The organism is Streptomyces sp. ALB3, assembly GCF_044385685.1.
GTDB lineage: Bacteria > Actinomycetota > Actinomycetes > Streptomycetales > Streptomycetaceae > Streptomyces.
Genome location: NZ_JBISCE010000034.1, coordinates 21,859 through 44,415, shown reverse-complemented (window position 1 = coordinate 44,415; position 22,557 = coordinate 21,859). Strand labels below are relative to the sequence as shown.

Sequence of the window (22,557 nt, the reverse complement as noted above, 5' to 3'; positions counted from 1 at the left end):
TCCCCGCCTCACCGCAGGTGCCGGGGCCGCCCCCGACCGGGGCGGCCCCGGCCTGAGTTGCGGGAGCCCCGGTCCGCGCCGATCGTCGGAAGATGAAGGCGATCAGCTACAGCAGGTACGGCTCGGCCGACGTACTGGAGTACGGCGAGAGGCCCGACCCCAAGGTCGGGCCCGACTCGGTCCTCGTGAAGGTGCGGGCCGCGGCCGTCAATCCCGTCGACTGGAAGGCCCGTGAGGGCTACCTCCAGGCCGGACTCGAGGCCGTGTTCCCCGTCATCCCCGGCTGGGACGTCTCCGGTGTGGTGGTCCAGCCGGGCGCCGCCGTGGACGAGTTCGCGGTGGGGGACGAGGTCATCGGCTACGTGCGCGAGGACTTCCTCTCGCGCGGCACCTTCGCCGAGTACGTCGCCGCCCCCGTGCGCACCCTCGCCCGCAAGCCGCTGAGCCTGAGCTTCGAGGAGGCGGCCGGCCTGCCGCTGTGCGGCCTCACCGCGCACCAGGTGCTGTACCGCACCCTGAAGGTGCAGGAGGGCGAGACCGTCCTCGTCCACGCGGCCGCCGGAGGTGTCGGTTCACTCGCCGTCCAGCTCGCCCGGCACGCGGGCTGCCGGGTCGTCGGCACGGCGGGACCCCACAACCACGACTACGTACGCCGGCTCGGCGGCGAACCCGTCGAACACGGCGACGGGCTGGGTGCCCGGCTCCGGTCCCTCGTCCCCGACGGCTTCGACGCGGCGTTCGACACGGTCGGCGGGGAAGCGCTCCGGGTCTCCGCCGACACCCTCGCGCCCGACGGCAGGCTCGCCTCCATCGCCGACGCGGAGGTCTTCTCCTACGGCGGGCGCTACGCCTTCGTGCGGCCCGACGCGGCGGACCTCGCCCACCTCGCCGGACTCGCCGAGCAGGGCATCGTCTCCGTCCACGTGGACCGGGTCTTCCCCCTGGAGCAGGCCGCCGACGCCTACCGGCTCAACCAGGAGGGGCGCACCAGGGGCAAGATCGTCGTCACCGTGGACTGGCAGGACTGACGTCGTACGGCCGGTTCAGAACAGGGTCACGGCGGCGAACACCGCCAGCGCCACCGTGCACGCCGCCGCCGTCAGGGCGTGGCGCGGCGACAGCGGGGCGGGCCGCGCGGTGCCCATGCCCGTGACCCGGCGGTGGGCCACCGCGAGGAACCCCACCCAGGCAAGCAGGCTCAGGGCCACAGCGAGCACGCCCGTCCCCGCCGACTCGCTGTGGAGCGCCTGCCGGACCGCGAGCAGGGCCACCACCGTGCACGCCAGGGTCGTACGGCGCCACGCCAGCCGTGTGCGCTCGGGCTGGAGGCCGGGATCGCGCGTGCCGGTGGTGGTCACCGCCCCTCCCAGCCGAAGAGGACCACCACGACCATCGCCAGCGCCACCACGGCGACCACCACGCCGAGCAGCGCGGGGAAGCGCGACACGGGCAGGTCCTCCCCACGGCGCATCGCGCGCTCGCACCGCACCCAGTGGTTGACGGCCCGCAGCGCGCACAGCACCCCGGCCGCCAGGAGTCCGAGCGCCAGGCCGGCGCGGATGCCCCAGGCCAGCTCCGGCAGGAACTGGTCGACGGCGAACCCGCCGCCGATGAGGGCGAGAGCCGTCCGGACCCAGGCCAGGAAGGTGCGCTCGTTGGCCAGCGAGAAGCGGTAGTCCGGGGTGTCGCCCTCCTCGCGGATCCGCTCCGGGGCGAACCACAGCCGCAGCCCGCGCACGAACTCGCTCACGCGCCGCCGCCCGCCCGGAACTCCCGCAACCGGTGGTACGCCTCCAGACCGTCCGGCACCCACGTCCAGTCGCCCAGACGCCCTTCGAGCTCGGCGCCGGTCAGGAAGGCGTACCAGTCGACCTCCTCCGCCTGCGGCCGGACGGGGAGCTCGCAGCGCACCTCGTAGACGTACGACCACCAGCTGTGCTCAGGACTCTCGTAGAGGTACTTGAACAGCGGTGTGGGGCGGGGCAGGCCCGAGACGCCCAGCTCCTCCTCGGCCTCCCGCAGCGCGGCCTCGTCGTACGACTCGCCGGCACCCACGACGCCGCCGACGAACATGTCGTGGTGCGAGGGGAACACGAGCTTCGTGGCCGTCCTGCGGTGCACGAACACCCGGCCCGCCGCGTCCCTGGCCTCGATGAAGACGCAGCGGTGGCGCAGACCGCGCGCGATCGCCTCCCCGCGGGGCGCCCGCCCGACGACCACGTCGTTCTCGTCGACAATGTCCAGGATCTCGTCAGCCGGAGTCATGGGGCCCATCCAACATCAACCGGTCCGCGGCCGTGGATCCGTGCCGCTCCTTGCCCTCCGGCATCGCCGGGTGCAGCCCCAGCAGCACGATGCCGGCCACGATCGCCGCCAGCCCCGCGGCCTGCCAGGCCAGGGCGGCCGTGTCGGTGCGCACCTGGTCGCCGAGGAAGCCGATCCCGCACAGGATCCCCGCCAGCGGCTGCGCGGCCGTCAGCGCCGGCAGGGACATCCGCAGCGGTCCCGCCTCGAAGGCGCTCTGGACCAGGAGCAGCCCGGTCACCCCCAGGACGAGGACCGCGTACGGCTGCCACGTCGTGAGCAGCGACGCCCAGCCGCCGTCGGCCAGCCGCTCGCCGCTGAGCCGGGTCAGGGCGTCCTGCAGTCCGTAGAGCAGCCCCGCCGCCAGACCGAGCAGGACGGGGGTGCCCCGGGTCCTGGGGTGCCGGGCGGAGGCGGTCAGCACCACGGCGAGGCCGGCCACCACACCGATCACCAGCCAGTGCCGCAGGGGCGCCGTGACCGTCTCCCCTCCGCGGGGCTCACCGGCCAGCAGGAAGGCGGTGACACCACCCGCCAGCAGGCAGAGGCCTCCCCAGCCCTGCCGGCCCAGCGCCTGTCCGGTCCGGTGGCGGGACAGAGCCATCGCGAACAGCAGATTGGTCGCCAGGAGCGGCTCCACGACCGACACCTCGCCCTGGCCGAGCGCCAGGGCCCCGAGAGCCATGCCGCAGACCATCAGGCCGAGTCCGGCCAGCCAGCTCGGCACCCGCATCAGGTCGAGGAGCAACCGGAACGAGAGGAAATCGCTCAGAGGGGCGCGGCGGGCAGCGTCCTGCTGGAGGACGAAGCCGAAGCCCAGGCAGCAGGCGGCGCCCACGGACAACAGGAGTACCAGCACCGACACGGTCCGACGATAGCCCGGCAGCCCCGCGGGATCGGTCAGGGCGCCACCGACCGGACGGTTGACGTGGGAGCGGCCCGTACCCAAGATCTGACCGACAAGTAACTTTGTCCGCCCGGGCCCGCCGCTGCCCGCACCGCCCCGAAGGATGGAACCCATGGCGTACGACGCTGATGTGATCGTGATCGGGGCGGGACTCGCGGGGCTCGTGGCCACCGCCGAGCTCGTCGACGCGGGACGGACGGTGCTCCTGCTCGACCAGGAACCCGAACAGTCCATCGGCGGGCAGGCGCACTGGTCCTTCGGCGGGCTCTTCCTCGTCGACTCGCCCGAGCAGCGCCGGATGCGGATCAAGGACAGCCACGACCTGGCCCTCCAGGACTGGTACGGGACGGCGGGCTTCGACCGCGACGAGGACCACTGGCCACGGCGGTGGGCCGAGGCGTACGTCGACTTCGCGGCGGGGGAGAAGCGGTCCTGGCTGCGCGCCCAGGGGGTGCGGTTCTTCCCCGTCGTCGGCTGGGCCGAACGCGGAGGCTACGACGCGAACGGACACGGCAACTCCGTCCCCCGCTTCCACATCACCTGGGGCACCGGCCCCGGCGTCGTCGCCCCCTTCGAGCGCCGGGTCCGCGAAGGGATGGCGAAGGGACTCGTCCGCACGCGCTTCCGCCACCGGGTGACCGGGCTGGCCCGCTCGGCCGGAGCGGTCGACACGGTCACCGGCGAGATCCTCGAGGAGAGCGGCGCGGAGCGCGGCACCGCGAGCAGCCGCGAGGTCACCGGCGCCTTCGAGCTCAGGGCGCAGGCGGTGATCGTCACGTCCGGCGGCATCGGGGGCAACCACGACCTCGTGCGCTCCCAGTGGCCCGAGCGCCTGGGCACGCCGCCCGAGAAGCTGCTCTCCGGGGTCCCCGCGCACGTCGACGGACTGATGCTGGGCATCGCCGAGAAGGCGGGCGCCCACCACATCAACCGCGACCGGATGTGGCACTACACCGAGGGCATCGAGAACTGGGACCCGATCTGGGACAAGCACGGCATCCGCATCCTGCCCGGCCCGTCCTCCCTCTGGCTGGACGCCCGCGGCAAGCGGCTGCCGGTCCCGCTGTTCCCGGGTTTCGACACCCTGGGCACCCTCGAACACATCATGCGGTCCGGCTACGGCTACACCTGGTTCGTCCTCGACCGGAAGATCATCGGCAAGGAGTTCGCGCTCTCGGGTTCCGAGCAGAACCCGGACCTGACCGGGAAGTCCGTGCGCGACGTGATCGGCAGGGCGCGCGCCGACGTCCCCGGACCCGTCAAGGCGTTCATGGACAAGGGTGTGGACTTCGTCGTCGAGAAGGACCTCGGCGCGCTCGTACGGGGGATGAACGCGCTCACCGGCGAACCGCTCATCGACGAGGAGGCCCTGCGCCGGGAGATCACGGCCCGCGACCGTGAGGTCGCCAACCCCTTCACCAAGGACCTCCAGATGACGGCGGTCAACGGCGCCCGGTCCTACCTGGGCGACAAGCTGATCCGCACGGCCAAGCCGCACCGCATACTCGACCCGGCGGCGGGCCCGCTCATCGCCGTACGGCTGAACATCCTGACCCGCAAGTCCCTCGGAGGGCTGGAGACGGACCTGTCCTCCCGCGTACTGACCGAGGGCGGCGCTCCGCTGCCCGGCGTGTACGCGGCGGGGGAGGCGGCGGGCTTCGGGGGCGGCGGGGTCCACGGATACCGGTCCCTGGAGGGAACGTTCCTCGGAGGCTGCATCTTCTCCGGGCGGACGGCGGGACGCGCGGCGGCGGAGGCGATCGGCTGAGAGCGGGCCGCCGCCCCGCCGGGTGTCCCGGGGCGGCCGGGCGCGGGCCGGCGCCGGGCACCCGTCCGGTGACCGGCGGGGCGGCGGGCGCCCGACGGGGCAGGGGGTGGCAGCGCGCGCCCGGCGGGCAGCGGCCGGGCGTCAGACGAGCCGTTCCACGACCCGGAAGCGCTCCGCCACGATCATCGTGTCGTCGTCCACGGTGAACGACGCGTCCCCCAGCGCCTCCCGCATCTCCTCGCTGTGCCAGAACGCCTCGTGCCCCGCCCGCCACTCGGCGACGGACGCGTACCCCTCGCCCTCGTCGAGCACGTGCTGGAGCCCCACCGATCCCAGTGGCAGCACCCGCACCTCCGTCAGCTCGACCACCGCGACCTCCCGGCCGTCGGAGTCGATGAGCGCGGACCGTTCACCCACGGGCGGGAGTTCCTCCCGCTCCACCTCGTACTCCACGAGCAGTCCGGAGGTGCTGACCTTCCCGCCCGACAGGACGGCCGCCACCAGCCGGTCGCGCAGCGGTCCCGGGAACGCGAGAAGGAAGGGCTTGAGCGGCTCGGAGGTCTCCATGGCGGCAGTGTGGCACGCGTCACCCCTCTCACGCCCGTCACCTCCACAGCCGGCTCACGAGCTGCGCGAATGGTTCAGTCCATACGCTGTACAGGAGTAACTGTGTGTGGAATGAACCCAGTTGGGAAAGGTGCGCCCTTGACTGGAAGCGTTGCCTACCGCTTTGCTGTGCGCGGTCAACTGATCGCACACAGCAGCGACGACGTGCTGCTGCCCTGCCGAAGCCGAAAGGGAAACCGCGGATGTCTCCGCCTCCGCCGCCCTTGGGCCGAGCCCGCCGCAAGGCCGGTCGCACGGACCACGTCTTCGACCCGGCACTCGACGACAGCGAACTCATCGCGGTACGTGCTCAGTTCACCCAGGGGCGATGGAGCCGGGCCCGCGCCCTGCTCGTCGCGACAGGCAGCGACTGGGACCGGCGCGGCCATCGCCTCCTGGCCCTCGCCGCCGTCCCCTCCGCCGCCGGCTGGGCACGCGACTGGCTGCTCGCCGAACCGGACAGCTCCGACGCCACGGCTCTGCTCGCCTGCGCCACGGTCGCGCGCGCCCGGCGCCCCAAGGCCGACGCGGGGGAGACCGGCAGGGCGCGCGAGGCCTGTCTGGCCGCGGCGGCACTCGACCCGGCGGACCCCACCCCCTGGCTCGGTCTGATGGCCCTGGAGCGCGCGCACGGGACCCACGAGGAGGCCGCCAGGTACTTCGAGGAGATCCGCGCACGCCATCCCGAGCACCACCACGCCCACCACCTCATGACGGCGCAACTCGCCGAGGCCCACCCCGAGAGCGACCCGCTCCACGAGGTCTACGACTTCGCCGCGTGGGCAGCCGAACAGGCACCGGCCGACTCGCCGCTCGCCGTGCTCCCCGTCGTCGCCCACGCGGAGCGCTACCGCGTGCTGGTGGCGGCCGGCGCCGTACCCGACGACCCGGCCGCATCGGGCCACTGGTCGGGGCGCCGGGCCAGACAGGTCATGAAGGCCGCGTTCGACTGGTGGCTCGAGTGGGAACGCGAGGACCACCCCCGCCACCGGGCCGACCTCAACTTCCTCGCCCACGCGAAGTTCTGCGAGGGCCGCCCCGCCGAGGCCGCCGCGCTCTTCCACCGCATCGGGACCCACGCCACCGAGGCCCCGTGGTCGTACGCGGGCCGCGACGCCTACCCCGCGTTCCTCGCCGCGCGCACCCTCGCGCTCGGCGCCCCCTGACGCACGTGAACATCGACGAAGGGACCACCCCCGCCATGTCGACGGGCAGAACAGACACGAGCCGGACCGGCAGCACCAGGCCGGCCGGCGGCACCGGCGGGATCAACACCTACAAGGGGGAGGAACGCGCCCTGCGCGCCGACCGGCTCGGCACCCCCGGACTGCTCCTGTCCGTCCTCGCCGCGAGCGCCCCCCTCATGGTCGTCGCCGGGGTGATGCCCACGGTCTTCGGCGTGATGGGCATCACCGGGCAGCCGCTGCTCTACGTCATCCTGGGCATCGTGCTGATGCTGTTCGGCGTCGGCTACGCGGAGATGAGCCGCCACGTCCACAACGCCGGTGCTTTCTACGCCTACATCGCCCGCGGCCTCGGCCCCACGGCCGGCGCGGGCGCCTCGCTCGTCGCGCTGGTCGCCTACAGCGCCATGCAGGTCGGCATCTACGGCATCCTCGGCTTCGAGGTCTCGGGACTCTTCGCCACCTACCTCGGAATCGACCTCCGGTGGTGGATCCCCGCCCTGATCGCCGTGGCTCTCGTCGGCGTACTGGGCTGGCTGAAGATCGACCTCAACGCCAAGGTCCTCGGCGTCCTGCTCGTCATCGAGTGCGCCCTCGTCGTGATCTTCGACATCGCCGCCGTCGCCGATCCCGGCCCCGAGGGCCTCTCTCTGCACGCCTTCGACCCCGGAACCCTCACCGGAGCCGGCCTCGGCACCGCGCTCTGCTTCTGCATCGCCGCCTTCGTCGGCTTCGAGCAGGCACCGGTGTACGCGGAGGAGACCAGCCGCCCGCAGGTCGTCGTGTCCCGCGTGATGTTCCTGGCCGTCGGCTACGCCGCGCTGTTCCTCGCCGTCAGCTCCTGGGCCCTGACCGTCGCCGCGGGCCCCTCCTCCATCGCGGACACCTCTCTCAAGGAGGGCCCGGGGATGCTCTTCGGCCTCACCGAGGAGCGGCTCGGGGCCGCGTTCACCGACGTCCTGCACGTCCTGTTCGTCACCGGCATGTTCGCCGCGCTGCTCAGCTTCCACAACGTGGTCGCCCGCTACGCCTTCGCCATGGGGCGCGAAGGGCTGCTCCCCGCCGGGTTCGGCCGCACCCACAAGGCGAGCGGAGCCCCCGCCAGCGGCTCCGTGCTGCAGTCCACGGTATCCGTCGTGATCGTGCTCGCCTTCGCCGTCACCGACGACAACCCGGTCGGCGACCCCACGGCACCCGTCCTGCACCTGTTCACCTGGATGGGCAACGTCGGAGCGCTCGGCGTCATCGTGCTGATGGCCGCCGCCTCCTTCGCCGTGATCGCCTTCTTCGTGCGGCGCGGCGCCGGCCGCGCCCAGGCGCCCCGGCTCGTCGCCTCCGCACTCGCCGGCCTCGCCCTGCTGGCCATCGCGGTCCTGACCATCCGGGACTTCGACGTCCTGGTCGGGTCAGGACCGGGCTCGACGCTGAACTGGCTGCTGCCCGGCGTCATCGTCCTGGCCCTCGCCGGCGGGCTGGTCCACGGCGCTGTCCTGCGCCGGACCAAGCCCGCGGTGCACGCGGGGATCGGTCTCGGGAACGAGGCCTTCCAACTGGAGAAGGCGGCTGGGAGCGGTCACGGCCCACGCTGATCCCGCGCTCCTTACGGAACAGTGACGCGCACCCGCGGCCCCTGGTGGAGGACGGCCGCGGGTGTTCGAATGTGCGGGTGAACAGTCCCCCTCCCGACGGCGGCGGCACACCCGTCGGACGCCGTCTGGTCCTGGCCATGCTCGGCCTCGGCGCCGCCGGGGTGGCGGCCGGCCCCGTCCTCCAGCGTGCGCTGGAGAGCGGGCTGGGAGCCGTCGCCGACAAGGACCCGACCGGAATCACCGGCATGCTCCCCAACGGCGGGGGCTTCCGCTACTACTCCGTCGCCTCCTCGGTCACGCCGAAGACGGCCGCCGACTACCGCCTGCGCGTGGACGGCCTGGTGGAGCGCCCGGCGACGTACACCCTGGACGCGCTCAGGGCCCTCCCGCAGACGCGCATCGTGCGCGACGTCCAGTGCGTCACCGGCTGGCGGGTGCCCCGGACCCCGTTCGAGGGCGTCCGGCTGTCGGTACTGCTCGACGCGGCCGGCGTGGGAGAGGGCGCCGGGGCGGTCCGCTTCACCTGCTTCGACGGTGCCTACAGCGAGAGTCTCACGCTGGACCAGGCCCGCCGGGACGACGTCGTCGTCGCCCTGCGCATGCGGAACGAACCGCTGGCCCACGCCCACGGCGGCCCGGCCCGGCTGTACGTCGCCCCCATGTACTTCTACAAATCCGCCAAATGGCTCTCCGGGATCACCGTCACCGACTCCGTGCGCCCCGGCTACTGGGAGGAGCTCGGCTATGACGTCGACGCCTGGGTCGGCCGGTCCAACGGCCGCGACGACGCCCCCACCGTCTGAACCCGCATCCCGGATCCGCCGCTTCACCGCGGCCGAGCGCTGGGTGCACCGCACCACGGCCTGGCTGGTGCTGCTCTGCGTGGCCACGGCCGCCTTCCTCTACGTCCCCCAGCTCGCACAGCTCGCCGGCCGCCGTCACCTCGTGGTGACCGTCCACCAATGGTCCGGGCTCCTCATTCCGGTACCGCTCCTGGCCGGACTGTTCTCCAGGGCCCTGCGCGCCGACCTCTCCGGCATCAACAGGTTCGGCCCGCACGACCGGCAGTGGCTACGGGCGGTCGTGCGCCGCGACCACGCCTCCGGTTCGCGGCCGGCGGGGAAGTTCAACGCGGGCCAGAAGCTGTACGCGTCCTGGATCGCGGGCGCCGTACTCGTGATGCTCGGCACCGGGCTGCTCATGTGGTTCACCGGACTCGCCCCGCTGGTGTGGCGCACGGGTGCGACGTTCGTCCACGACTGGCTGGCGCTCGCGACCGGCATCGTCCTCGCCGGACACATGGCGAAGGCGCTCGCCGACCCGGAGGCACGCCGTGGCATGCGCACCGGGTCGGTCGAGCGCCTGTGGGCCCGTTCCGCCCACCCGTTGTGGCGGGAACCGGAGGAGTAGCGCCGGCTACAACACCAGTGAGAGCAGCATGATGAAGCCGAGCGCCACGACCGAGATGATCGTCTCCATCACCGACCAGGTCTTGACCGTCTGCGGGACGTCCATGCCGAAGTACTCCTTCACCAGCCAGAACCCGGCGTCGTTCACATGGCTGAAGAAGAGGGAGCCCGCTCCGACCGCGAGGACGAGGAGCGCGACGTGGGACGTCGACAGGCCGGCGGCGAGCGGGGCGACCAGACCGGCCGCCGAGATGGTGGCCACGGTCGCCGAACCCGTCGCCAGCCGTATCGCGACGGCGATCAGCCAGCCGAGCAGCAGGGCGGGGATCGACCAGTTCTCGGAGAACTCCAGGATCATCTGACCCACGCCGGCGTCGATGAGGGTCTGCTTGAACCCGCCGCCGGCGCCCACGATCAGCAGGATGCCCGCGATCGGGACGAGCGACTTCTCGACGGTGCCGGAGAGCCGCTCCTTGGTGAATCCGGCCGCGCGGCCCAGGGTGAACATGCCGACGAGCACGGCGGCGAGCAGGGCGATCAGCGGTGAGCCGATCACGTCGGTGACCCGCTGCACGTGGTTCTCGGGGTCGTCCACCACGATGTCCACGAGTGCCTTGACCAGCATCAGCACGACGGGCAGCAGGATCGTCGCGAGGGTCGCGCCGAAAGCGGGACGGCGGTCCAGGTCCTCGGAGGGGCGCTGCGGGATCATCTTCTCCGGCGCCTCGATGTCCACCCAGCGGGCGGCGTAGCGGGAGAAGACCGGCCCGGCGATGATCACCGTCGGGATGGCGACCAGCACACCGAGGGCGAGCGTGACACCGAGGTTGGCGCCGAGGGCGTCGATCGCCACCAGCGGGCCGGGGTGCGGGGGGATCAGCCCGTGCATCACGGACAGCCCGGCGAGCGCGGGGATCCCGATCCGCATCAGGGAGTAGTTGCCGCGCTTGGCGACCAGGAGCACCACCGGAATCATCAGCACGATTCCGACCTCGAAGAACAGCGGGAGTCCGATGATCGAGGCGATGAGAACCATCGCCCACGGCATCGCACGCCCGCTCGCCCGGGCGAGGATCGTGTCGACGATCTGGTCGGCGCCGCCGGAGTCGGCCAGCAGCTTGCCCAGGATGGCGCCCAGGGCGATGAGGACCCCCACACTCGCGACGGTCGAGCCGAGCCCGGCCGTGAAGCTGGCGATCGTCTTCGCCGGGTTGGCCCCGGCGAAGGACCCCAGGGCGAGCGAGCCGATGGTCAACGCGAGGAACGCGTGCATCTTGAGCTTGGTGATGAGCAGGACGATGACGGCGATGCCCGCCAGGACGGCGATGCCCAGCTGTGCGTTGCCGGCCGAAGTGATGGGTTCGACGGCGTCCGCTGCCAGCATCTCGACGCTGAGACTGGTCACGGTGGTGATCCTTAGTTCGCGAGCCGGCGCAGCGCGGCGACGGCCCGGTCGGTGATTTCCTCGGGGGTGCCGGACACGTCGACGGCGACGCCCGCCTCGTCGTCCTGCAACGGCTGCAGGGTCGCGAACTGGGAGTCGAGCAACGCGGTCGGCATGAAGTGGCCCTTGCGGTCCGCCATGCGGCGCTCGATGAGAGCGCGGTCGCCGGTCAGATGCAGGAAGACGACACCGGGGGCCCCGGCCCGCAGCCGGTCGCGGTAGACGCGCTTGAGGGCCGAGCTGCTCACGACGCCGCCGAGTCCCGCCCGGCCGTGTGCCCACTGCCCGATCGCGTCCAGCCACGGCCGGCGGTCGTCGTCGTCCAGGGGCGTGCCCGCGGACATCTTCGCGATGTTGGCCGGCGGGTGGAAGTCGTCGCCCTCGGCGTAGGGGACGCCGAGGGCGTCGGCGAGCAGGGGGCCGATCGTGGTCTTGCCGGTCCCTGCTACGCCCATCACCACGACGACGTGGGGGGTGCTCATTGGTGCCTCGCTGTCTTCATCGACATCGGTCCGTGGACATCGGTCCGTCGCGCTACTGAAACCCATTACATACGACTTATTCAAGAGGCTGTGACATAAACGTCGTACTTTTTGTTCCCGTGAGCCGCCCCGTAGGCTTGTGCGCATGACCACACCTGCCCGGGGCCTCCATACGCATGTGCTGGACGCCCTGGGCATGGAGATCGCGGCCGGGGACTTCCCGCCCGGCCTGGTCCTGCGCACCGACGAGCTCGCCCAGCGCTTCGACGTGTCACGCACCGTCGTGCGCGAGGTGATCCGGGTCCTGGAATCCATGCACCTGGTCGAGTCCCGGCGCCGGGTCGGTGTGACCGTGCGGCCCACCGAGGAGTGGAACGTCTACGACCCCCAGGTCATCCGCTGGCGGCTGGCCGGATCCGACCGGCCCCGGCAGCTGCGCTCCCTCACCGTGCTGCGGTCCGCCGTCGAACCCGTCGCCGCGGGCCTCGCCGCCCTCCACGCCACCGCCGAGCAGTGCGCCGCGCTCACGGAATGCGCCCTCGGCATGGTCGCCACCTCGCGCGGCCAGCAGCTGGAGGGCTATCTCCGTCACGACGTCGCCTTCCACCGCATCGTGCTCGACGCCTCCGGCAACGAGATGTTCGCGCGGCTCGGCGACGTCGTCGCCGAGGTCCTCGCCGGCCGTACCCATCACCAGGTCATGTTCGAGGACCCCGACCCCGCCGCCGTCACGCTCCACGTCCGGCTCGCCGAAGCCGTACGTGAGGGGGACGCCCAGGGAGCCGAACGGCTGACCAAGGAGATCGCGGTCGGCGCGCTGCACGAACTGGACGTACTCGCTCCGTGAGCGGGCCCCCGCCCGGGTACGGTGAGCGGGTTCGATCTCTGGGATGACGGCAGTCGGGATGGGAGACCACGGCATGGCGCAGCAGGTACAAGGGGTCATCGCACCGGGGCGGAACGAGCCCGTACGCGTGGAGACGATCCTCGTGCCGGACCCCGGCCCCGGTGAGGCCGTGGTCAAGGTCCAGGCATGCGGCGTGTGCCACACCGACCTGCACTACAAGCAGGGCGGCATCAACGACGAGTTCCCGTTCCTGCTCGGTCACGAGGCCGCGGGGGTCGTCGAGTCCGTCGGCGAGGGCGTCACCGACGTCGAGCCGGGCGACTTCGTCGTCCTCAACTGGCGCGCCGTGTGCGGCCAGTGCCGTGCCTGTCTGCGCGGACGCCCCTGGTACTGCTTCGACACCCACAACGCCCGGCAGAAGATGACCCTCCTGGACGGCACGGAGCTCTCCCCGGCGCTCGGCATCGGCGCGTTCGCGGAGAAGACCCTCGTCGCCGCCGGCCAGTGCACCAAGGTCGACCCCGAGGTCTCCCCGGCCGTCGCCGGACTGCTCGGCTGCGGGGTCATGGCGGGCATCGGAGCCGCCATCAACACCGGCCAGGTCGGACGCGGCGACTCCGTCGCCGTCATCGGCTGCGGGGGCGTCGGCGACGCCGCCGTCGCCGGAGCCCGGCTCGCGGGAGCGGCGAAGATCATCGCCGTCGACATCGACGACCGCAAGCTGGAGACGGCGAAGAAGATGGGTGCCACGCACACCGTCAACTCCCGCTCCGCCGACCCGGTCGAGGCGATCCGCGGTCTGACCGGCGGCCACGGCGCCGACGTGGTGATCGAGGCGGTCGGCCGTCCGGAGACCTACAAGCAGGCCTTCTACGCCCGGGACCTCGCCGGTACCGTCGTCCTCGTCGGCGTCCCCACCCCCGAGATGCAGCTCGAACTCCCGCTCCTCGACGTGTTCGGACGCGGCGGTTCGCTCAAGTCCTCCTGGTACGGCGACTGTCTGCCCTCGCGTGACTTCCCGATGCTGATCGACCTGCACCAGCAGGGGCGCCTGGACCTGGGTGCCTTCGTGACCGAGACCATCCAGCTCGGCGAGATCGAACAGGCCTTCGCCCGGATGGGCGACGGCGACGTCCTGCGCTCGGTGGTGGTCCTCTGATGGCCGCCCGCATCGACCACCTGGTCACCTCCGGCACCTTCGCCCTCGACGGCGGCGAGTGGGACGTCGACAACAACGTCTGGATCGTCGGCGACGACACCGAGGCCGTCGTCATCGACGCCGCCCACGACGCCGCCGCGATCGAGGCCGCGCTCGGAGGCCGGACGCTGCGCGCGATCATCTGCACCCACGCGCACAACGACCACATCGACGCGGCCCCGGCCCTCGCCGACGCCACCGGGGCCCCGATCCTGCTCCACCCCGACGACCTGCCACTGTGGGAGCAGACCCACCCGCACCGGGCCCCCGACGCCGAACTGGCCGACGGCCAGGAACTGGAGGTCGCCGGGACCCGCCTGGTGGTCCTGCACACCCCGGGCCACGCTCCCGGTGCGGTCTGCCTCCATGCCCCCGGGCTGGGCACGGTCTTCACCGGCGACACGCTCTTCCAGGGCGGGCCCGGCGCCACCGGACGGTCCTTCTCGCACTTCCCCACGATCATCGACTCGATCAGGGACCGGCTGCTCACCCTCCCCCCGGAGACCGGCGTCCGCACCGGGCACGGCGACCCCACCACCATCGGCGCGGAGGCCCCGCAGCTGGAGGACTGGATCAGCCGCGGTCACTGACCGCGGCGCGTCTCACCGGTCCGGCCACGCGGAGAGCCGCAACCCGCTCTCGAAGCGGTGCGGCTCGCCCGTGACCGGGTCGGTGAACTCCAGTACTCGCGCCAGCAGTTGCAGCGGGTTTCCGTAGTCCTCGTGCTCCGGATCGGGCCGCACCACCGGATAGACCGGATCGTTCACCAGCGGCAGCCCCAGTGCGTTCATGTGGACCCGCAGCTGGTGGGTGCGCCCGGTCGCGGGCAGCAGCCGGTAGCGGCCGAGGGGGCCGCGGTGCCCGAACAGTTCGACATGGCTCTCGCTGTTCGGGGCCCCCGGCTCCTCACGCGCCGCGATGACCCCGCGCTCCTTGACGATCCGGCTCCGCACGGTGCGGGGGAACATGAGCGCCGGGTCGTACGGGGCCACCGCCTCGTACTCCTTGCGCACCAGCCGGTCCCGGAACAGTGTCTGGTACGCGCCCCGGTCCCCGGCCCGTACGACGCAGAGCACCAGACCGGCCGTCAACCGGTCCAGCCGGTGTGCGGGCTGGAGCTCCGGCAGGTCCAGCTCCCTGCGCAGCCGGGCCACCACCGTCTCGGTGACGTGCCGGCCGCGCGGGGTGGTCGCCAGGAAGTGCGGCTTGTCGGCGATCACGAGGTGTTCGTCGCGGTACACCACCCCGACCGGGAAGGGCACCCGTTCCTCCGGCGCGAAGTCCCGGTGGAACCAGAGATACCGCCCGGCCGTGTACGGCTCGCCCGGCCGCACCGCACCGCCGTCCGCCCCGACGAACCTGCCCTCGGCGAGCATGGTGTCCACCCGCGCGGCGCCGACCGCCGTGGCGAACCGGTCCAGCAGATGGTCCCGGACGGTGTGCCAGGCCCCGGACGGGTCCGGTGGCAAGCGCAGCCGCACCGGGTCGACGCCGGCGTGCTGGGGAAGCGGGGAGGGGGGAGGCTTCGCCCGTCCTCTCATCGATACGGGTCCTTGTCGCCGGAGGGGGCCCGGCACGGACGGGCGGGCGGCTTCATCATCCCATCGCGCGGGCCCCCGGCAGCCGCTCGTACTCCTGTCGCCCGACCGGCGGCAACGTGCCGTGCCGGGTGCCCGGGAAGTTGTTCGAAATATCGTACTACGTTCGTCCCGTCGGACTGCCGAACCGACGTTAGAGCCGTCGACCTCGCCCGTCAAGGGAGTCGGGCAAAGCTGTCCGCCCTGTAGAAAGCGCTTGCCCGGAGGCGTAGGGTCTGGCCCCGCTGAATCCATTCAACTCCAGGAGTCCCGCCATGCGCAGAGCCGGAACCGCGTTACTGGCCGCATGCACCGCCGCTGCCGCCCTGACCACCCTGACCGCCGTTCCGGCGACGGCCTCGGACCGGCGAGGAGCCGCGCCGGGTCACTGCGCCGGAAGCGCCCCCGTGGTCTGCCACTTCGACGTCGATCCAGGCACCTACCGGGTGCGGGTCGTCCTCGGGGGCGGCGCGGAGGCCGGCTCGACCGCGGTGACCGCGGAGGCCCGCAGGGCCGTGCTCGCCGAGACCGCGAACACCGCCGGTGGGACCGTCCGCCGCGCCTTCACCGTGGACGTACGCGACCCGGAGGGCGAACCCACCGGTGCCACCGGCAGCCCCGGACTCGATCTCGCCTTCGGCGGCGCGGCGCCCCGGCTCGCCTCGCTCCACGTCGAACGCGTCCGGGTGCCGCAGATCCTGCTCGCGGGCGACTCCACCGTCTGCGACCAGGCCGGTGGGCCCTACACGGGCTGGGGGCAGCAACTCCCGCAGTACCTCACCGACCGGCTGTCCGTCGCCAACTACGCCGACTCCGGCGAGGGCTCACAGTCCTTCCGGGACGACCCCGCGCTCTTTCCCGCGCTCAGGGCCCGCATCCACCACGGCGACCTCGTCCTCGTCCAGCTCGCCCACAACGACAAGCAGACCGACCGCGACACCTATCGGGCCAACCTCACCGCCATGATCGAGGACGTACGTGCCGAGGGGGGCCGGCCCGTGCTCGTCACTCCGATCGTCCGCCGCTGGTTCCACACCGACGGAACGCTCGACAACGGCACCGCGCTGATCGTCAACGGGCTGGGTGTCGACCTGCCCGCCGAGGTGCGCACCCTGGCCGCCGAGCAGGGCACCCCGCTCATCGACCTCACCGCCCTGACCAAGGCGCGAGTCGAGGAGCTGGGTCCTGAGGCGTCCAAGGGCCTCTACCTCCACGACGAGAAGCGCGACAACACCCACACGTCGGTGCGCGGAGCCACCGAGTACGCCGCGCTCGTCCTCGGCGAGCTGCGGGCGCAGAACCTGGTCCCGTCACGCGCGGTCCGGTGAGCCCGTCCGCCGCACGCGACTTCCTGACGAGTCCCCACGCCGAACTCCCCTGTGAAAGGCGATACCCATGAGCCGAGCCGAAGTGCCCAGCCGCAGGACCGTGCTGAGGGGAGCCCTGGCCGCCGGCGCCCTCACCGCCGTACCCGGTGCCGCCGATGCCGCGCAGACGCAGGCTCCGTACCGCAACCCGCTGGCCGAGCGGCGCGCCGACCCGCACATCACGCGGCACACCGACGGCCGCTACTACTTCACCGCCAGCGTCCCCGAGTACGACCGGATCGTCCTGCGCTCCTCCCGCACCCTGCGCGGCCTGATCACCGCCGAGGAGGCGGTGATCTGGACCAGGCACGCCACCGGGGACATGGCCGCCCACATCTGGGCCCCGGAACTCCACCGCGCCGACGGCAGGTGGTACGTCTACTTCGCCGCCGCTCCGGCGGACGACATCTGGAAGATCCGGATCTGGGTGCTGGAGAACGCGAGCCCCGACCCCTTCCGCGGCTCGTGGACCGAGAAGGGGCAGCTCACCACGGCCTGGGACACCTTCTCCCTCGACGCGCACACCTTCACCCACCGTGGCCACCGCTACCTCGCGTGGGCCCAGCACGAACCCGGACTGGACAACAACACCGGGCTCTTCCTCTCGCGGATGGCCGACCCGTGGACGCTGACGGGTCCCCAGATCCGGCTCAGCACGCCCGAGTACGACTGGGAGTGCGTCGGCTTCAAGGTCAACGAAGGGGCTGCCGTCATCAAGCGGAACGGCCGTGTCTTCATGACGTACTCCGCGAGCGCGACGGACGCCAACTACTGCATGGGTCTGCTCACCGCCGACGCCCGCGGCGACCTGATGGACCCGGCCTCCTGGAGCAAGTCCCCGGAGCCCGTCTTCGCGAGCAGCGAGGAGACGGGCCAGTACGGGCCCGGCCACAACTCCTTCACCGTCGCCGAGGACGGCCGTACGGACGTGCTGGTCTACCACGCCCGGCCGTACAGGGAGATCACCGGCGATCCGCTGCACGACCCCAACCGCCACACCCGGATCCAGCGGTTCGGCTGGCGCGCGGACGGCACCCCGGACTTCGGAATCCCCGTGCGCTCCTGACGGCGCCCGTCCCGGCCGGATCCGACGAAGCCGTTGACCCTCCGCAGCGCTCTGCCTATCTTGCGTTCGAAGTGCTGGTCAACGTCCGATATATCGAACAATGATCTCTGGAGCCTCCATGCCGCACCCGCACCTGTGGGCGAGACTCACCGTCCCGGTCATCGCCCTCCTGCTAGGCACCCTGGTGGCAGCGCCCACCCGCGCCGACGACGGCCCGCCCGTGGCGGCGGTGACCGACTACGCGCTCGACGTCCACCCCGAGCGCCCGGGCCCCGCCATCGGCGACTCGATGTACGGAGTCTTCTTCGAGGACATCAACCACGCCGCCGACGGCGGTCTCTACGCCGAGCTCGTCCAGAACCGCTCCTTCGAGTACGACCGCGCCGACAACGCCTCGTACTCACCGATGACCGCCTGGAGCGAAACCTCGGTGTCCGGCGGTACGGGGCGCGCCGCGACCGTGGACGACGATGAGCGGCTGGACGAGCGTAACCGCCGCTACCTGCGCCTCGACCTCGACGGGGCAGGAGGCCGCGGGGCCGGCTTCGGAGTCACCAACTCCGGCTACAACCAGGGCCTGACCCTGCGCAGGGGCGAGCGCTACGACTTCTCCGTCTGGGCGCGCACCGACCGTCCGACGGGAAGCGTGCTGACCGTCCGAGCCGCCACGGCCGACGGCGCGGCGCTCGCCGGCCCCCTGCGCGTCACCGCCCGCGGCGACCGGTGGACGAAGTACACCGGCACCTTCACCGCCCGGGCCTCGGCGACGGACGGCCGGCTCACCGTCACCGCGGGCGGCAGCGGAACCGTACGGCTCGACATGATCTCGCTCTTCCCCCGCGACACCTACAAGGGCCGGGCGAACGGCCTGCGCAAGGACCTCGCGGAGAAGACCGCCGCACTGGATCCCGGCTTCCTGAGATTCCCCGGCGGCTGCATCGTCAACACCGGGAGCCACGAGGCCTACGAGGCGCCCGACTGGGAGCGGAAGCGTTCCTACCAGTGGAAGGACACCATCGGCCCGGTCGAGCGGCGTCCCGTCAACGCCAACTTCTGGGGTTACAACCAGACGTACGGCCTGGGCTACTACGAGTACTTCCAGTTCGCCGAGGACATCGGCGCCATGCCCCTGCCCGTCGTGCCCGCCCTCGTCACCGGCTGCGGCCAGAACCAGGCGACCGACGACCCGGCCCTGCTGCGCCGGCACATCCAGGACACCCTCGACCTGATCGAGTTCGCCAACGGTCCGGCCGACTCCACCTGGGGCGCCGAGCGCGCGGCGATGGGTCACCCCGCGCCGTTCGGCCTCACCCACCTGGCGGTCGGCAACGAGGAGAACCTGCCGGACGAGTTCTTCGCCCGGTTCACCGCGTTCCGCGAGGCGGTCGAGGCCACATATCCCGACATCACCGTGGTCGGCAACTCCGGCCCCGACGACAGCGGTACGACCTTCGACCGCGCCTGGCAGCTCCAACGGGAGGCGGGGGTCGCCATGGTCGACGAGCACTACTACAACAGCCCGCAGTGGTTCCTGGAGAACAACGGGCGCTACGACACCTACGACCGCAAGGGCCCGAAGGTGTTCCTCGGCGAATACGCCTCGCTCGACAACCGCTTCTCCAACGCCCTCGCCGAAGCGGCCTTCATGACGGGCCTGGAACGCAACGCCGACGTCGTGGAGCTGGCCTCCTACGCCCCGCTCCTCGCGGACACCCACGACGCCCAGTGGCGGCCGGACATGATCTGGTTCGACAACGAGAAGTCGTGGGGGTCGGCCAACTACGAGGTGCAGAAGCTGTTCATGAACAACGTCGGGGACCGCGTCGTGCCGAGCACCGCCTCCCCGACACCCGCCACCACCGCACCGATCACCGGCGCCGTCGGACTCTCGACCTGGGCGACCAGCGCCGCGTACGACGACGTCGAGGTCACCGGGGCGGACGGCCGCCGGCTGCTGGGCGACGACTTCACCGCCGGCGACGCACAGTGGACCGAGGCGACGGGACGCGGCGCCTGGGCCGTGGAGGACGGCGCGTACGTCCAGTCCGACGAGAGCGCGGAGGACACCCTGGTCACGGCGGGGGACACCGGCTGGCAGAACTACGACATGAAGGTCGAGGCCACCAAGAAGGCCGGCAGGGAAGGCTTCCTCGTCGCCTTCGGGGTCAAGGACACCGGGAACACGTACTGGTGGAACCTCGGCGGCTGGGGCAACACCCGGTCCGCCGTCGAGAAGACGGTGGACGGCGCCAGGCAGACGATGACCGAGAAGGCCACGACCATCGAGACCGGCCGTGCCTACGACATCCACGTCCAGGTGCGCGGCCGGCAGGTCACCCTCTTCCTCGACGGCGAGCAGTGGGGCACCTTCACCGACGACAAGCCGGCGGAGCCCTTCCGGCAGGTGGTCACCCGGGACGACGCCACCGGTGAACTCGTGGTCAAGGTGGTCAACGCGCAGCCGGCGGACGCCAGGACCCGGATCGACCTGGGGGTGGAGCCGGCCTCACGCACCGCCCGGCTCACCACCCTCCAGGCGGCCCCGGACGCGGTGAACACCGCCGGGGACCGTCAGGTGGCACCACGGAGATCGGCCCTGCGCGTGGACGGGCGCCTGCTCACCCACACGTTCCCGGCGCACTCCGTGACCTTCCTGCGCGTCAAGGAGGGGGCAGGTAGCGGCCAGTAGTACGGGACAAGCGAAAACCCCCAGGGTGACCTGGGGGTTTTCCGCTGGTGTCCGAGGGGGGACTTGAACCCCCACGCCCGATAAAGGGCACTAGCACCTCAAGCTAGCGCGTCTGCCATTCCGCCACCCGGACCGGGTGTGTCTTCCGGGGCGTGCCCGTTCCGACGTGGAAAACCATAGCAAACATTTAGGGGTGCTCGATCACGCCCCCGGCCCCCCGGGGGCCATGTGAAAGGGGCATGACGGGGCCCGGGTGGTCTTGGGTGCGCGGGGGCGGGCGCGCGAGGATGAGGGGGAGCACCACCGTGCCAGTGGAAGGAAGCAGCGTGAGCGAGACCAACACGGCCCCGGCCGGCATCGGCGAGACAGCCGAGAACGAGGTCGTCGACCTCTGTCGTGACCTGATCCGGATCGACACCAGCAACTACGGCGACCACTCGGGCCCCGGGGAGAGGGCCGCCGCCGAGTACATCGCCGAGAAGCTCGCCGAGGTCGGCCTGGAGCCGCAGATCATCGAGTCCCACAAGGGCCGCGCCTCCACCGTGGCCCGGATCGAGGGCGAGGACCCCTCCAAGCCGGCCCTGCTGATCCACGGGCACACCGACGTCGTGCCGGCGAACGCGGCGGACTGGACCCACGACCCCTTCTCCGGTGAGATCGCGGACGGGTGCGTGTGGGGGCGCGGCGCGGTCGACATGAAGGACATGGACGCGATGACCCTCGCGGTCGTCCGCGACCGCATGCGCAGCGGCCGCAAACCCCCGCGCGACATCGTGCTGGCCTTCCTCGCCGACGAGGAGGCGGGCGGCACGTACGGGGCACGCCACCTCGTCGACCACCACCGGGACCTCTTCGACGGTGTCACCGAGGCGATCGGCGAGGTCGGCGGCTTCTCCTTCACCGTCAACGAGAACCTGCGCCTCTACCTGGTGGAGACCGCGCAGAAGGGCATGCACTGGATGCGTCTCACCGTGGACGGCACCGCCGGGCACGGCTCGATGACCAACAACGACAACGCGATCACCGAGCTCTGCGAGGCCGTCGGCCGGCTGGGGCGCCACACGTGGCCGGTCCGGGTGACCAAGACCGTGCGCTCCTTCCTGGACGAGCTGTCCGACGCGCTGGGCACGCCGCTCGACCCCGAGGACATGGAGGCGACGCTCGCCAAGCTCGGCGGGATCGCCAAGATGGTCGGCGCCACCCTGCGGAACTCCGCCGCCCCCACCATGCTCGGCGCCGGCTACAAGGTGAACGTGATCCCCGGACAGGCCACCGCACACGTGGACGGGCGCTTCCTGCCGGGCTACGAGGAGGAGTTCCTGGCGGACCTCGACCGCATCCTCGGTCCGCGCGTGAAGCGCGAGGACGTGCACGGTGACAAGGCGCTGGAGACCGACTTCGACGGCTCCCTGGTGGACGCGATCCAGCTCGCGCTCAAGGCCGAGGACCCGATCGCGCGCGCCGTGCCCTACATGCTCTCCGGCGGTACCGACGCGAAGTCCTTCGACGACCTCGGCATCCGGTGCTTCGGCTTCGCCCCGCTGAAGCTGCCGCCGGAACTGGACTTCGCCGGCATGTTCCACGGTGTCGACGAGCGCGTACCGGTGGACGGCCTGAAGTTCGGCGCCCGGGTGCTCGACCGGTTCATCGACCACTCCTGACCCCTCGGCACCCCGGAATCGCCAGCCTGTACGCACCTCACCGGAAAGGGTGAAAGGGATCGTCCGCTCGTAGCCCCCTCACTCCCTCCTCGTTACACGTGATGCGGTCCGCGGCTGGGACCGCACTTGTCAATCAGGAGGAATAATGATCAAGAAGGTCGTCGCAATCGCGGCTGCTACCGGTGGTCTCGTGCTCGCGGGTGCGGGTATGGCTTCCGCCGACGCCGGTGCCCAGGCTGCCGCCATCGGTAGCCCCGGCGTGCTCTCGGGCAACGTCGTCCAGGTGCCGGTCCACGTTCCGGTGAACGTCTGCGGCAACACGATCAACGTGATCGGGCTGCTGAACCCCGCCTTCGGCAACACCTGCGTCAACGCGTGACGATGCGCGTCAACCCGTGAGGGTGTGAGTCCGGCCGGCCCCGGAGTGCGCGCCATGCACTCCGGGGCCGCTGGGCATTC

22 protein-coding genes and 1 tRNA gene are annotated in these 22,557 nt (G+C 71.6%); 14 read left to right on the top strand and 9 right to left on the bottom strand.

Features of this window, described 5'->3' with window-relative positions:
• Nucleotides 1–92 precede the first annotated feature (92 nt).
• The gene (locus ACHFIV_RS21170) at nucleotides 93–1,028 is read left to right on the top strand and encodes an NADP-dependent oxidoreductase (RefSeq protein ID WP_398971259.1); all 936 of its coding nucleotides are present in this window, start codon (nucleotides 93–95) and stop codon (nucleotides 1,026–1,028) included.
• Nucleotides 1,029–1,043: 15 nt separating this feature from the next.
• Here the strand turns inward: ACHFIV_RS21170 and ACHFIV_RS21165 are convergent, their stop codons facing one another.
• The 4 genes from ACHFIV_RS21165 to ACHFIV_RS21150 are packed head-to-tail and all read right to left on the bottom strand — an operon-like array spanning nucleotide 1,044 to nucleotide 3,169.
• Entirely contained in the window at nucleotides 1,044–1,358 is a 315-nt protein-coding gene (locus tag ACHFIV_RS21165; RefSeq protein ID WP_398971257.1) for a DUF202 domain-containing protein, read from the bottom strand.
• Nucleotides 1,355–1,750: a YidH family protein gene (locus tag ACHFIV_RS21160; RefSeq protein ID WP_398971254.1), complete on the bottom strand. Its 396-nt coding sequence runs from the start codon at nucleotides 1,748–1,750 to the stop codon at nucleotides 1,355–1,357. The genes ACHFIV_RS21165 and ACHFIV_RS21160 overlap by 4 nt, the downstream gene beginning before the upstream one ends.
• Nucleotides 1,747–2,265, bottom strand: coding sequence for an NUDIX domain-containing protein (locus tag ACHFIV_RS21155; RefSeq protein WP_398971251.1), 519 nt, complete (start codon nucleotides 2,263–2,265; stop codon nucleotides 1,747–1,749). Before ACHFIV_RS21155 ends, ACHFIV_RS21160 begins: the two co-directional genes overlap by 4 nt.
• Nucleotides 2,252–3,169, bottom strand: a complete 918-nt coding sequence (locus tag ACHFIV_RS21150) for a DMT family transporter (protein ID WP_398971249.1) — start codon at nucleotides 3,167–3,169, stop codon at nucleotides 2,252–2,254. The genes ACHFIV_RS21155 and ACHFIV_RS21150 overlap by 14 nt, the downstream gene beginning before the upstream one ends.
• 154 nt (nucleotides 3,170–3,323) lie before the next feature.
• Between ACHFIV_RS21150 and ACHFIV_RS21145 the strand changes: the two genes are divergently transcribed.
• Nucleotides 3,324–4,979: an FAD-binding dehydrogenase gene (locus ACHFIV_RS21145; RefSeq protein WP_398971246.1), complete on the top strand. Its 1,656-nt coding sequence runs from the start codon at nucleotides 3,324–3,326 to the stop codon at nucleotides 4,977–4,979.
• Between the two features lie 141 nt (nucleotides 4,980–5,120).
• Here the strand turns inward: ACHFIV_RS21145 and ACHFIV_RS21140 are convergent, their stop codons facing one another.
• Entirely contained in the window at nucleotides 5,121–5,546 is a 426-nt protein-coding gene (locus ACHFIV_RS21140) for an ASCH domain-containing protein (protein ID WP_398971243.1), read from the bottom strand.
• 242 nt (nucleotides 5,547–5,788) lie between these two features.
• On the opposite strand from ACHFIV_RS21140, the gene ACHFIV_RS21135 reads away from it, so the two are divergent.
• The 4 genes from ACHFIV_RS21135 (at nucleotide 5,789) to ACHFIV_RS21120 (ending at nucleotide 9,768) form a co-directional block, all read left to right on the top strand.
• Entirely contained in the window at nucleotides 5,789–6,751 is a 963-nt protein-coding gene (locus ACHFIV_RS21135; protein ID WP_398971241.1) for a hypothetical protein, read from the top strand.
• A gap of 35 nt (nucleotides 6,752–6,786) precedes the next feature.
• Entirely contained in the window at nucleotides 6,787–8,358 is a 1,572-nt protein-coding gene (locus ACHFIV_RS21130; RefSeq protein ID WP_398971529.1) for an APC family permease, read from the top strand.
• Between the two features lie 137 nt (nucleotides 8,359–8,495).
• The gene (locus ACHFIV_RS21125) at nucleotides 8,496–9,161 is read left to right on the top strand and encodes a molybdopterin-dependent oxidoreductase (protein WP_398971526.1); all 666 of its coding nucleotides are present in this window, start codon (nucleotides 8,496–8,498) and stop codon (nucleotides 9,159–9,161) included.
• Nucleotides 9,103–9,768, top strand: coding sequence for a cytochrome b/b6 domain-containing protein (locus ACHFIV_RS21120; RefSeq protein WP_398971238.1), 666 nt, complete (start codon nucleotides 9,103–9,105; stop codon nucleotides 9,766–9,768). The genes ACHFIV_RS21125 and ACHFIV_RS21120 overlap by 59 nt, the downstream gene beginning before the upstream one ends.
• 6 nt (nucleotides 9,769–9,774) lie before the next feature.
• On the opposite strand, the gene ACHFIV_RS21115 is transcribed toward ACHFIV_RS21120, so the two are convergent.
• Together ACHFIV_RS21115 and ACHFIV_RS21110 are read right to left on the bottom strand one after the other, a co-directional pair.
• Nucleotides 9,775–11,172, bottom strand: coding sequence for a GntP family permease (locus ACHFIV_RS21115; RefSeq protein ID WP_398971236.1), 1,398 nt, complete (start codon nucleotides 11,170–11,172; stop codon nucleotides 9,775–9,777).
• Between the two features lie 11 nt (nucleotides 11,173–11,183).
• Entirely contained in the window at nucleotides 11,184–11,693 is a 510-nt protein-coding gene (locus ACHFIV_RS21110; protein ID WP_398971233.1) for a gluconokinase, read from the bottom strand.
• Between the two features lie 145 nt (nucleotides 11,694–11,838).
• Between ACHFIV_RS21110 and ACHFIV_RS21105 the strand changes: the two genes are divergently transcribed.
• The 3 genes from ACHFIV_RS21105 to ACHFIV_RS21095 all read left to right on the top strand — a co-directional run bounded on the left by ACHFIV_RS21105 (nucleotide 11,839) and on the right by ACHFIV_RS21095 (nucleotide 14,328).
• A complete protein-coding gene (locus tag ACHFIV_RS21105; RefSeq protein WP_398971230.1) occupies nucleotides 11,839–12,540 on the top strand; it encodes a FadR/GntR family transcriptional regulator in 702 nt (233 codons plus the stop codon).
• A 73-nt stretch (nucleotides 12,541–12,613) separates the two neighbouring features.
• The gene (locus tag ACHFIV_RS21100) at nucleotides 12,614–13,699 is read left to right on the top strand and encodes an S-(hydroxymethyl)mycothiol dehydrogenase (RefSeq protein WP_398971524.1); all 1,086 of its coding nucleotides are present in this window, start codon (nucleotides 12,614–12,616) and stop codon (nucleotides 13,697–13,699) included.
• On the top strand, nucleotides 13,699–14,328 hold the full coding sequence (locus tag ACHFIV_RS21095; RefSeq protein ID WP_398971228.1) for an MBL fold metallo-hydrolase: 630 nt from the start codon (nucleotides 13,699–13,701) through the stop codon (nucleotides 14,326–14,328). Before ACHFIV_RS21100 ends, ACHFIV_RS21095 begins: the two co-directional genes overlap by 1 nt.
• 12 nt (nucleotides 14,329–14,340) lie before the next feature.
• Here ACHFIV_RS21095 and ACHFIV_RS21090 read toward each other — a convergent pair whose 3' ends face one another.
• Complete coding sequence (locus tag ACHFIV_RS21090; RefSeq protein ID WP_398971225.1) at nucleotides 14,341–15,279, bottom strand: pseudouridine synthase; 939 nt, start codon at nucleotides 15,277–15,279, stop codon at nucleotides 14,341–14,343.
• A gap of 311 nt (nucleotides 15,280–15,590) precedes the next feature.
• Here ACHFIV_RS21090 and ACHFIV_RS21085 point away from each other — a divergent pair, with 311 nt between their 5' ends.
• The 3 genes from ACHFIV_RS21085 (at nucleotide 15,591) to ACHFIV_RS21075 (ending at nucleotide 20,437) form a co-directional block, all read left to right on the top strand.
• Complete coding sequence (locus ACHFIV_RS21085) at nucleotides 15,591–16,643, top strand: rhamnogalacturonan acetylesterase (protein ID WP_398971223.1); 1,053 nt, start codon at nucleotides 15,591–15,593, stop codon at nucleotides 16,641–16,643.
• A 67-nt stretch (nucleotides 16,644–16,710) separates the two neighbouring features.
• A complete protein-coding gene (locus ACHFIV_RS21080) occupies nucleotides 16,711–17,748 on the top strand; it encodes a glycoside hydrolase family 43 protein (RefSeq protein WP_398971220.1) in 1,038 nt (345 codons plus the stop codon).
• A gap of 118 nt (nucleotides 17,749–17,866) precedes the next feature.
• Nucleotides 17,867–20,437: an alpha-L-arabinofuranosidase C-terminal domain-containing protein gene (locus tag ACHFIV_RS21075; RefSeq protein ID WP_398971217.1), complete on the top strand. Its 2,571-nt coding sequence runs from the start codon at nucleotides 17,867–17,869 to the stop codon at nucleotides 20,435–20,437.
• Nucleotides 20,438–20,482: 45 nt separating this feature from the next.
• On the opposite strand, the gene ACHFIV_RS21070 is transcribed toward ACHFIV_RS21075, so the two are convergent.
• Nucleotides 20,483–20,570, bottom strand: a tRNA-Leu gene (locus ACHFIV_RS21070).
• A gap of 193 nt (nucleotides 20,571–20,763) precedes the next feature.
• On the opposite strand from ACHFIV_RS21070, the gene ACHFIV_RS21065 reads away from it, so the two are divergent.
• Complete coding sequence (locus tag ACHFIV_RS21065; RefSeq protein WP_398971214.1) at nucleotides 20,764–22,098, top strand: M20/M25/M40 family metallo-hydrolase; 1,335 nt, start codon at nucleotides 20,764–20,766, stop codon at nucleotides 22,096–22,098.
• A 145-nt stretch (nucleotides 22,099–22,243) separates the two neighbouring features.
• On the top strand, nucleotides 22,244–22,477 hold the full coding sequence (chpH, locus tag ACHFIV_RS21060) for a chaplin ChpH (protein WP_356714637.1): 234 nt from the start codon (nucleotides 22,244–22,246) through the stop codon (nucleotides 22,475–22,477).
• The last annotated feature ends 80 nt before the right edge of the window (nucleotides 22,478–22,557 follow it).

Coding starts and splice junctions, on each gene's coding strand:
- ACHFIV_RS21135 (WP_398971241.1), top strand. CDS start 5,789: ATGTCTCCGCCTCCGCCGCCCTTGGGCCGAGCCCGCCGCAAGGCCGGT.
- ACHFIV_RS21120 (WP_398971238.1), top strand. CDS start 9,103: ATGACGTCGACGCCTGGGTCGGCCGGTCCAACGGCCGCGACGACGCCC.
- ACHFIV_RS21090 (WP_398971225.1), bottom strand. CDS start 15,279: ATGAGAGGACGGGCGAAGCCTCCCCCCTCCCCGCTTCCCCAGCACGCC.
- chpH (WP_356714637.1), top strand. CDS start 22,244: ATGATCAAGAAGGTCGTCGCAATCGCGGCTGCTACCGGTGGTCTCGTG.
- ACHFIV_RS21085 (WP_398971223.1), top strand. CDS start 15,591: ATGCGCAGAGCCGGAACCGCGTTACTGGCCGCATGCACCGCCGCTGCC.
- ACHFIV_RS21100 (WP_398971524.1), top strand. CDS start 12,614: ATGGCGCAGCAGGTACAAGGGGTCATCGCACCGGGGCGGAACGAGCCC.
- ACHFIV_RS21170 (WP_398971259.1), top strand. CDS start 93: ATGAAGGCGATCAGCTACAGCAGGTACGGCTCGGCCGACGTACTGGAG.
- ACHFIV_RS21125 (WP_398971526.1), top strand. CDS start 8,496: ATGCTCGGCCTCGGCGCCGCCGGGGTGGCGGCCGGCCCCGTCCTCCAG.
- ACHFIV_RS21145 (WP_398971246.1), top strand. CDS start 3,324: ATGGCGTACGACGCTGATGTGATCGTGATCGGGGCGGGACTCGCGGGG.
- ACHFIV_RS21095 (WP_398971228.1), top strand. CDS start 13,699: ATGGCCGCCCGCATCGACCACCTGGTCACCTCCGGCACCTTCGCCCTC.
- ACHFIV_RS21155 (WP_398971251.1), bottom strand. CDS start 2,265: ATGACTCCGGCTGACGAGATCCTGGACATTGTCGACGAGAACGACGTG.
- ACHFIV_RS21140 (WP_398971243.1), bottom strand. CDS start 5,546: ATGGAGACCTCCGAGCCGCTCAAGCCCTTCCTTCTCGCGTTCCCGGGA.
- ACHFIV_RS21080 (WP_398971220.1), top strand. CDS start 16,711: ATGAGCCGAGCCGAAGTGCCCAGCCGCAGGACCGTGCTGAGGGGAGCC.
- ACHFIV_RS21110 (WP_398971233.1), bottom strand. CDS start 11,693: ATGAGCACCCCCCACGTCGTCGTGGTGATGGGCGTAGCAGGGACCGGC.
- ACHFIV_RS21130 (WP_398971529.1), top strand. CDS start 6,787: ATGTCGACGGGCAGAACAGACACGAGCCGGACCGGCAGCACCAGGCCG.
- ACHFIV_RS21075 (WP_398971217.1), top strand. CDS start 17,867: ATGCCGCACCCGCACCTGTGGGCGAGACTCACCGTCCCGGTCATCGCC.
- ACHFIV_RS21105 (WP_398971230.1), top strand. CDS start 11,839: ATGACCACACCTGCCCGGGGCCTCCATACGCATGTGCTGGACGCCCTG.